Below are 8,906 nucleotides of genomic sequence, written 5' to 3' on the forward strand. Positions count from 1 at the left end.
TTCACGGCGCGACGGCCGGATTGCCGGTCGGCGCGACCTTGCCGTGCTCGGGCGACGGCCACAGGCCGCGCGGCCGGGCCAGCATGATCGCAATCATCGCCAGCGCGATCAGCAGCTGGCGCAGGATCGCCGCGTCGAGCCGCCCGCCGGTCATCGCCTGCAGCGGGCCGGCGACGTAGCGCAGCACCTCCGGCAGCGCCGCGAGCAGCAGCGCCCCGACGATCACGCCCGGGATGTGGCCGATGCCGCCCAGCACCACCATGGCCACGACCATGATCGATTCCTGCAGGGAGAACGACTCCGGCGAGATGAAGCCCTGGAAGGTGCCGAACATGCTGCCGGCCACGCCGCCGAAGGTCGCTCCCATGCCGAAGGCCAGCAGCTTGAGGTTGCGGGTGTTGATGCCCATGGCCTTGGCGGCGATCTCGTCCTCGCGGATCGCCATCCAGGCACGGCCGATGCGCGAGCGCTCGAGCCGGTAGCAGATCACCACGCTCACGATCACCATCGCGAGGAAGAGGTAGTAGTACAGCGTGACGGGCGGCAGCTCGATGAAGCCCAGGTTCAGCGGCTTGCCCAGGTTCAGGCCGAAGAAGTTGACCGAGTCGATCTGCGAGATGCCCTTCGGGCCGTTGGTGATGTTGACCGGCGCGTCGAGGTTGTTCAGGAACACGCGGATGATCTCGCCGAAGCCGAGCGTGACGATCGCCAGGTAGTCGCCGCGCAGCTTGAGCGTCGGCGCGCCCAGCACCACGCCGGCGATCGCCGCGACCACGGCCGCGATCGGCACCGTCAGCCACCAGGGCGAATGCAGGCCCGCAGGGAACATCGCCTGGATCGCGGCAAAGTGATCCGGCAGGTGCGGGCTGGCCAGCAGCCCGAACAGGTAGGCCCCCAGCGCGTAGAAGGCGATGTAGCCCAGGTCCAGCAGGCCGGCATAGCCGACCACGATGTTGAGCCCCAGCGCCAGCAGCACGTAGAGCAGCGAGATGTCGATGATGCGCACCCAGGCGTTGCCGAAGTACTGCGCCACCAGCGGCGTCAGCAGCAGCAGGGCCCCGGCGATCAGGAAGACGACGAGCTTGTTCTTCATCATGATCGTCGGCTCCTCAGGCACGGTCCGCGACGCGCTCGCCGAGCAGGCCCTGCGGCCTGAGCGTCAGCACGAGGATCAGCACGATGAAGGCGAAGATGTCCTGGTAGTGGCTGCCCAGGATGCCGCCGGTCAGCGCGCCGATGTAGCCGGCACCGATCGACTCGATCAGTCCCAGCAGCACGCCGCCGACCATCGCGCCGGCCAGGTTGCCGATGCCGCCGAACACCGCCGCGGTGAAGGCCTTCAGGCCCGGCAGGAAGCCCATCGTGTGCTGCACCGAGCCGTAGTTGGCCGCGTACATCACGCCGGCCAGCGCGGCCAGCGCGGCGCCGATGATGAAGGTGGCCGAGATCACCGTGTCGGGCCGCACGCCCATGAGGCCGGCGACCTTGGGGTTCTCGGCCGTGGCCCGCATCGCCCGGCCCAGCTTGGTCTTGTTGACGAGGAACATCAGGCCGGCCAGCGTGACCGCGGTGACGACCAGGATCAGGATCTGCGTGGTATTGATCACCGCGCCGGCGATGTGGAAGGGCTCGCTGGGCAGCAGGATCGGGAAGGGCTTGTAGTTGGGCTTCCAGATGATCATCGCCAGCGTCTGCAGCAGCAGGCTCATGCCCATGGCGGTGATCAGCGGCGCCAGGCGCGGCGCGTTGCGCAGCGGCCGGTAGGCGATCTTCTCGATGGCGAAGTTGAGCGCTGCGCAGACGACGATCGCTGCGATCAGCGACACCAGCAGCAGCAGCCACCCTGGCAGGCCCAGACCGGCCAGCACGGTGACGACGGTCCAACTGGTCAGGGCTCCGACCATCAGCACTTCGCCGTGGGCGAAGTTGATCAGGTTGATGATGCCGTAGACCATCGTGTAGCCGAGGGCGACCAGGGCGTACATGCTCCCGAGCACCAGGCCGTTGATGATCTGCTGGATGAAGATGTCCATCGTGCGGGGCTCCTGTGAGGGCGACGCGGGGTGGCGGCGCATCACCGCTGGAGCAGCCGGTGGGCGGCGTTGGCGGTGTCTAGCAAAAAGCCCGCCAGCTGCGGGCTTCCTTCATCGTGGCGTCACTCGGGCGCGGCGCATTGTAGTCAGCCGGATCACGCCGTCCGCTGCGGGTAGACCCGCTGGCAAAACGCCGGCGGCCCGATCGCAACGGCCGCCCGAAGCGGTTCAGGCGGGCTTGCGCGCCTGCGCATTGAGCTCGCGCAGCTGCGCAAGCTTCTCGCCGATCTTGAGCTCCAGGCCCCGCGGCGCCGGCTCGTAGAAGCGCTCGTCGATGCCGTCGGGCAGGTAGCGCTCGCCGGCCGCGAATCCGCCCTCCTCGTCGTGCGCGTAGCGATAGTCCTTGCCGTGGTCGAGCTGCTTCATCAGCGCGGTCGGCGCGTTGCGCAGGTGCAGGGGCACCGGGCGGCTGCCGTCCTGCTTGACGAAGGCCCGCGCCGCCTTGTAGGCGGTGTACAGCGCGTTGCTCTTGGGCGCGACGGCCAGATAGACGACCGCCTGCGCCAGGGTCAGTTCGCCTTCGGGAGAGCCGAGGCGCTCGTAGGTCTCGGCCGCGTCCAGCGCCAGCCGCAGTGCACGCGGATCGGCCAGGCCGATGTCCTCGCTGGCCATGCGCACCAGGCGGCGGGCGACGTAGCGCGCGTCGACGCCGCCATCGATCATCCGCACGAACCAGTACAGCGCCGCATCGGGATCGGAGCCGCGCACGCTCTTGTGCAGCGCCGAGATGCTGTCGTAGAACTGGTCGCCGCCCTTGTCGTAGCGGCGCAGCTGCTCGCCCAGCGACTGCTCCAGGAAAGCCTCGTCGATCGCCGCGACCGGGCCGGCCATGCGGGCGACGTTCTCGTAGGTGTTGAGCAGCCGCCGCGCATCGCCGTCGGCATAGCCGATCAGTCGCTGCTGCGCCGCCGCGTCCAGGGTCGGCCCGCCGATCAGCGCCCGGCCGCGCGCCAGCAGCTCGGCCAGATCGGGCTCTTCCAGCGGCCGCAGCACGTGCACGGTGGCACGCGACAGCAACGCGGAGTTGACCTCGAAGGATGGGTTCTCGGTGGTCGCACCGATGAAGGTGAAGAGCCCCGACTCGACGTGCGGCAGGAAGGCATCCTGCTGCGCCTTGTTGAAGCGGTGCACCTCGTCGACGAAGACGATGGTGCGCCGCCCCTGGCCCTGCGCGACGCGGGCCTGCTCGACCGCCTCGCGGATGTCCTTGACGCCGCCCAGCACCGCCGAGATCGCGATGAACTGCGCATCGAAGGCCTCGGCCATGAGTCGCGCCAGCGTGGTCTTGCCGGTGCCGGGCGGGCCCCACAGGATCATCGAGTGCGGCCGACCGGAGGCGAAGGCAGCGCGCAACGGCTTGCCCGCGCCCAGCAGCTGGGGCTGGCCGATGACCTCGTCCAGCAGGCGCGGGCGCAGGCGCTCGGCCAGGGGCGCGGCCTCGTCCAGGGTTCGGTCGGGCGGGTCGAACGGCAGCGCTTGCGAAGCCATCGGGAGATTGTGGCAGCGCGAACTGCCGGGCTTCGGCGGCGCTTTTCGGCTCAAGCCCGCACCGGCCACTGCCGATACTGCCCCAGCGAGTGCCAGATCCCGCAGGTGCGCGGGTGGGCGCGAAGCATCCACCATTGCTGAAGGGGAGTCCGAAATGTTCCGTACGCTGATTTCCGCCGCCGCGCTGGGCCTGATGGCCTCGGCTGCCCTGGCCAAGAGCGAGTTCGCCACCGCCGACGAGGCAACGACCATGGTCAAGAAGGGCGTCGCCTTCGCCAAGGCCAACGGCAAGGACAAGGTCTATGCCGAGATCACCAACAAGCAGGGCCAGTTCACCGATCGCGATCTCTACCTGGTCGTCTACGCGCTGGATGGCACGGTGCGTGCGCACGGCGCCAACGAGAAGATGGTCGGCAAGAACCTGATCGATCTGAAGGACGTCGACGGCAAGGAGTTCGTGCGCGAGCGCGTCGAGCTCGGCAAGGCCAAGCCCTCGTTCTGGCAGGACTACAAGTTCACCAACCCGGTGAGCAAGAAGGTCGAGCCGAAGTCGATGTACTGCGAGCGACTCGACGACGCCGTGCTCTGCGGCGGCATCTACAAGAAGTGATCACCGCGCGTCGGCCGGCCCGGTGCCGGCCCCGCGTCCGTACTGGTCGTCGAACGAGGGGGTCGAGGTGAAGATACGCCAGAAGATGCTGATGGCGCCGCTGCTCGCGGTGCTGATGCTGGTCGCCGTCGTCGGCCTGGCCTACCGGGCCATGTCGCAACAGCAGCACGCCATGCAGGCGCTCGGCACCGAGCAGTTCGCGGCCAACCTGCTGGCCATGCAGGCGCGGACCGAAGCCGCCGAGAGTCATTCGTCGACCTACCGGTTGATGACCTGGATCGCCAACCTCGACGCCGCCAAGCTCAAGACCGAGCAGGACAAGATCGCCGGCCAGCTGACGGCCGTCGCCAGCTTGCTGGACACGCTGGCCGCCGGCGCGGACGAGGCCAAGCGCGCCAACCTCGCCGCCACGTCGGCGACGCTGAAGAAGTACCGCAAGCTGGTCGACGACGCGATCGACCTGTCCTCGGTGGACGTGAACACCGGCGCGGCGGCCATGCAGTCCGCCGATGCGCAGTACCGGATCCTGTCGAAGCAGCTCGACGAGCAGGTCGCGCGCGAGAACCTCGGCGTCGAGGCCGCCACGGACACCGCTGCCGCCCAGGCCCGGCGCACGACGCTCGTGCTGGTCGTCGTCGGCACGCTGGCTGCCGCGGCCATCGTGCTGCTGTCGCTGTGGATCGCCCGCCGCATCGTGCAGCCGATCGCGCAAGCGGTCGACGCGGCCGAGCACATGGCCGGCGGCGACCTGACCGTCCCGCTGCAGGTCCGCGGCAGGGACGAGACCGCCCAGTTGCTGCAGGCGCTGGCCGGCATGAAGCAGCGGCTCGCCGCGCTCGTCGGCGAGGTTCGCGGCAACGCCGAAAGCGTCGCCACGGCCTCGGCCCAGATCGCCTCGGGCAACAACGACCTCTCGATGCGCACCGAGCAGCAGGCCTCGTCGCTGCAGCAGACTGCGGCGTCGATGGAAGAGCTGGGCTCGACCGTGCGTCAGAACGCCGACAACGCGCAGCAGGCCAACCAGCTGGCGATGGGCGCGACCGAGGTCGCGGTCAAGGGCGGCGCGGTCGTCGGCCGTGTCGTCGACACGATGAAGGACATCAACGATTCGTCGAAGAAGATCGCCGACATCATCGGCGTGATCGACGCCATCGCCTTCCAGACCAACATCCTGGCGCTGAATGCCGCGGTCGAGGCCGCGCGTGCCGGCGAACAGGGCCGGGGCTTCGCGGTCGTGGCCGGTGAGGTGCGCAACCTCGCGCAGCGCAGCGCGCAGGCGGCCAAGGAAATCAAGGCGTTGATCATCGCCAGCGTCGAGCGCGTCGAGCAGGGCACGGCCCTGGTCGACCAGGCCGGATCGACGATGGACGAGGTGGTGAGCGCGATTCGCCGCGTGACCGACATCGTCGGCGAGATCAGCACGGCCAGCGTCGAACAGAGCGCCGGCGTGGCCCAGGTCGGCGAGGCGGTCACCCAGATGGACCAGGGCACGCAGCAGAACGCGGCGCTGGTCGAGCAATCGGCCGCAGCGGCCGAGAGTCTCAGGGGTCAGGCCCAGCAGCTGGTGCAGGCGGTCGCGGTGTTCAAGCTCGCGCACGGCGGCTGAGCCGCGCGCGCGTGCCGCCCGCCTATTGAGCGATCACGTCGGTGCCGGGCGGCGGGGTGAAGCGGAAACGCTCGGCGCGCAGCGCTGCGTTGGCCTCGAGCTGGCTGAAGTCGAGCCGCGAACGCTGACCGAAGGCGTCGACGATCTCGACCGCCGCGAGTTGCGGCCCGCGGAAGCCGACCTTCAGCGAGCGAAACGCCGTCTCCTTCGCCTTGGGAACGGCCTGCGCCCACTGCAGGCCACCCTCGTCGGGCAGCGCCTTGAGGTCGAAGTCGCGTTCGAGCGTCGCGCCGGCCAGCAGCGCGGCCGGCGTGCTGCCGAGCGCCTGGTCGAAAGGCCGCACGGTGACCTGGTTGAGATCGGCATCGTGGAGCCAGACCTTCTGGCCATCGCCGACGATCAGCTGCTCGTAGGGCTTGAGGTAGGCGAAGCGGAAGCGGTCCGGTCGCGAGAACTCGAAGCTCCCTGAAGACTGCTTCTTCTTCGCGCCATCCGGCGAGGTGACCGTCTGCGTGAAGGCGGCGCGGCCGGTCTTCACCTCGGTGACGAAAGCCTTCAGCGTGTCGACCGCGTCGGCCCGCGCCGCACCGGATGCGGCCAGCAGCGCAGCGAACGCGGCCAGAAAGAGACGTCTCATTCGTTGTTGCGCACCGGGACCAGCAGGTCGCGGTTGCCGTTGGTGGCCATGCTGGATACGAGTCCGGATCGCTCCATTTGTTCCAGCAGGCGTGCAGCTCGGTTGTAGCCGATGCGTAAATGTCTTTGTACGAGCGAGATCGACGCGCGCTTGTGCTGCAGCACGATCGCGACCGCCTGGTCGTACATCGGATCGCTCTCCCCACCCTGGCCGTCGCCGCCCGCCCCGCCCTCGCCGGCCGCGCCGTTCTCGTCGTCGAGCGTGCCGCCCTCGAGGATGCCCTCGATGTAGTTGGGCGCGCCCTGGCTGCGCAGGTAGTCAGCGACGCGGTGCACTTCCTCGTCGCTCACGAAGGCGCCGTGCACGCGGATCGGCAGGCCGGTCCCGGCGGCCATGTAGAGCATGTCGCCCATGCCCAGCAGCGCCTCGGCGCCCATCTGGTCGAGGATCGTGCGCGAATCGATCTTGCTGCTGACCTGGAAGGCAATGCGCGTCGGGATGTTGGCCTTGATGAGGCCGGTGATCACGTCCACGCTCGGGCGCTGGGTCGCGAGGATCAGGTGGATGCCTGCGGCGCGCGCCTTCTGCGCCAGCCGCGCGATCAGCTCCTCGATCTTCTTGCCGACCACCATCATCAGGTCGGCCAGCTCGTCGATGACGATCACGACATGCGGCAGTCGCTCCAGCGGCTCGGGCGCCTCGGGTGTCAGGCTGAAGGGGTTCGGCAGCTTCTCGCCCCTGGCCACGGCCTCGTCGAGCTTCTTGTTGTAGCCGGCGAGGTTGCGCACGCCGAGCTTGCTCATCAGCTTGTAGCGCCGCTCCATCTCGCCGACGCCCCAGTTCAGCGCGTTGGCGGCCTGCTTCATGTCGGTGACGACCGGGCACAGCAGGTGCGGAATGCCCTCGTAGACGCTCATCTCGAGCATCTTCGGGTCGATCAGGATCAGCCGCACGTCGCGCGCCTCGGCCTTGTAGAGCAGGCTGAGGATCATCGCGTTGATGCCGACCGACTTGCCCGCTCCCGTCGTGCCTGCCACCAGGCAATGCGGCATCTTCGCGAGGTCGGCAACGACCGGCCCGCCGACGATGTCCTTGCCCAGGCCCATGGTCAGCATCGAGTGCGCGTCGTTGTAGGCCTGCGAGCCCAGGATCTCGGCCAGGCGGATGGTCTGGCGCTTGGCATTGGGCAGCTCGAGCGCCATGAAGTTCTTGCCCGGGATGGTCTCGACGACGCGGATGCTGACCAAGCTGAGGCTGCGCGCCAGGTCCTTGGCCAGGCCGACGATCTGCGAGCCCTTCACACCGGTGGCGGGCTCGATTTCGTAGCGCGTGATCACCGGGCCGGGCGACGCCGCCACGACCCGCACCTCGACGCCGAAGTCCTTGAGCTTCTTCTCGATCAGCCGCGAGGTCATCTCCAGCGACTCGGGCGTCACCGTCTCCAGGCGGCCCGGTGCGGCATCCAGCAGATCGACCTGCGGCAGCTTGGTGTCGGCCAGCTCGGTGAAGAGCGGCTTCTGCTTCTCCTTCGCGACGCGCTCGCTCTTAGGCAGCTCGACCACCGGGGCCTCGATCACCAGCGGCGCGTGGTCGTCGAGCTGCACACGCTCGATCTCGACCACATGCTCGCGCTCACGCAGGGCCTGTGCCCCGAGGCGGATGTCCTCGGCCCGTTCGATGCGCTCCTGCCGCTTCTCGCGCAAGCCCTCGAGCGCCGCACCGATCCGCTCGGCGACCACCCCCCACGAGAAGCGCAAGGCCAGCGGCAGGCCAAGCACCAGCGCGGCGATCCAGAACACGCCCGACCCGGTAAAGCCGATCGCACGGACGCTGAAGGCCCCGAGCGTGTAGCCGAGCACGCCGCCGGCGTGACTGCCGGGTAGCCGCGCCTCCCATTGATAGAGGCGGGTCGACTCGAGCGTGCAGCTGGCCGAAACCAGCAGGATCACGCCCAGCCAGAACAGCCAGGTCGGCCGGCCCGACAGCGGATCGGCGCGCACCGGTGCCGTCTCGCTGCGCAGCCAGTGCGCCAGGGCACTGAGCCAGGCCCGGGCCGCGATCAGCAGCCCCCACCACGCGGAGTGACCGAGGACGAAGAAGGCGATGTCGGAGAACCAGGCGCCGACGACGCCGGCGCGGTTGCTCGTCTCGCTGCCGAGACCGGACGTGGACCAGGCCGGATCGTTGCCGCTGTGCGTCGCCAAGGCCAGCAAGGCCAGCAACCACAGGACACCACCGAACACCACCGCGAACTGCAGGCGCCAGCGCGACACCGCCGTCGGCTCGCCGCCGACCGCTCCGGCATCGGCTCCCAGTGAACCCAGCGGAAAACTCATGCCGCGGATTGTGGCCGAAGGGCCCGCGTGCCCGGTTTCGAACTGTTGACCCGGCGCCGCATCCGCGGCGCCTGCTTCGTCGCGCTAGCTGTCGAGTTCCAAGAGGTTGCTCACAGCCGGGATGCGGCTCATGGGC

Annotated in this window: 7 protein-coding genes; 2 read left to right on the forward strand and 5 right to left on the reverse strand. The window is 68.8% G+C overall.

Going from position 1 to position 8,906, the window contains the following annotated elements; translation table 11 throughout:
* Position 1 precedes the first annotated feature (1 nt).
* The 3 genes from QZV97_RS08825 to QZV97_RS08835 all read right to left on the reverse strand — a co-directional run bounded on the left by QZV97_RS08825 (position 2) and on the right by QZV97_RS08835 (position 3,581).
* Positions 2-1,093, reverse strand: coding sequence for an ABC transporter ATP-binding protein (locus tag QZV97_RS08825; RefSeq protein ID WP_295641307.1), 1,092 nt, complete (start codon positions 1,091-1,093; stop codon positions 2-4).
* 16 nt (positions 1,094-1,109) lie between these two features.
* Positions 1,110-2,033 (reverse strand): branched-chain amino acid ABC transporter permease, encoded by a 924-nt coding sequence (locus QZV97_RS08830; protein WP_295641296.1) that lies wholly within the window; start codon positions 2,031-2,033, stop codon positions 1,110-1,112.
* Positions 2,034-2,261: 228 nt separating this feature from the next.
* Positions 2,262-3,581, reverse strand: coding sequence for a replication-associated recombination protein A (locus tag QZV97_RS08835; protein WP_295641298.1), 1,320 nt, complete (start codon positions 3,579-3,581; stop codon positions 2,262-2,264).
* A 154-nt stretch (positions 3,582-3,735) separates the two neighbouring features.
* Here QZV97_RS08835 and QZV97_RS08840 point away from each other — a divergent pair, with 154 nt between their 5' ends.
* Positions 3,736-4,191, forward strand: a complete 456-nt coding sequence (locus tag QZV97_RS08840; RefSeq protein WP_366558900.1) for a cache domain-containing protein — start codon at positions 3,736-3,738, stop codon at positions 4,189-4,191.
* A 67-nt stretch (positions 4,192-4,258) separates the two neighbouring features.
* On the forward strand, positions 4,259-5,797 hold the full coding sequence (locus QZV97_RS08845; protein WP_295641300.1) for a methyl-accepting chemotaxis protein: 1,539 nt from the start codon (positions 4,259-4,261) through the stop codon (positions 5,795-5,797).
* A 22-nt stretch (positions 5,798-5,819) separates the two neighbouring features.
* Here the strand turns inward: QZV97_RS08845 and lolA are convergent, their stop codons facing one another.
* Both lolA and QZV97_RS08855 read right to left on the reverse strand, forming a co-directional pair.
* Positions 5,820-6,434: an outer membrane lipoprotein chaperone LolA gene (lolA, locus tag QZV97_RS08850; protein WP_295641302.1), complete on the reverse strand. Its 615-nt coding sequence runs from the start codon at positions 6,432-6,434 to the stop codon at positions 5,820-5,822.
* Entirely contained in the window at positions 6,431-8,770 is a 2,340-nt protein-coding gene (locus tag QZV97_RS08855; RefSeq protein WP_295641305.1) for a DNA translocase FtsK, read from the reverse strand. Before QZV97_RS08855 ends, lolA begins: the two co-directional genes overlap by 4 nt.
* Between the last annotated feature and the right edge of the window lie 136 nt (positions 8,771-8,906).

It is taken from the genome of uncultured Methylibium sp. (assembly GCF_902826655.1).
Lineage (GTDB): Bacteria > Pseudomonadota > Gammaproteobacteria > Burkholderiales > Burkholderiaceae_C > Methylibium.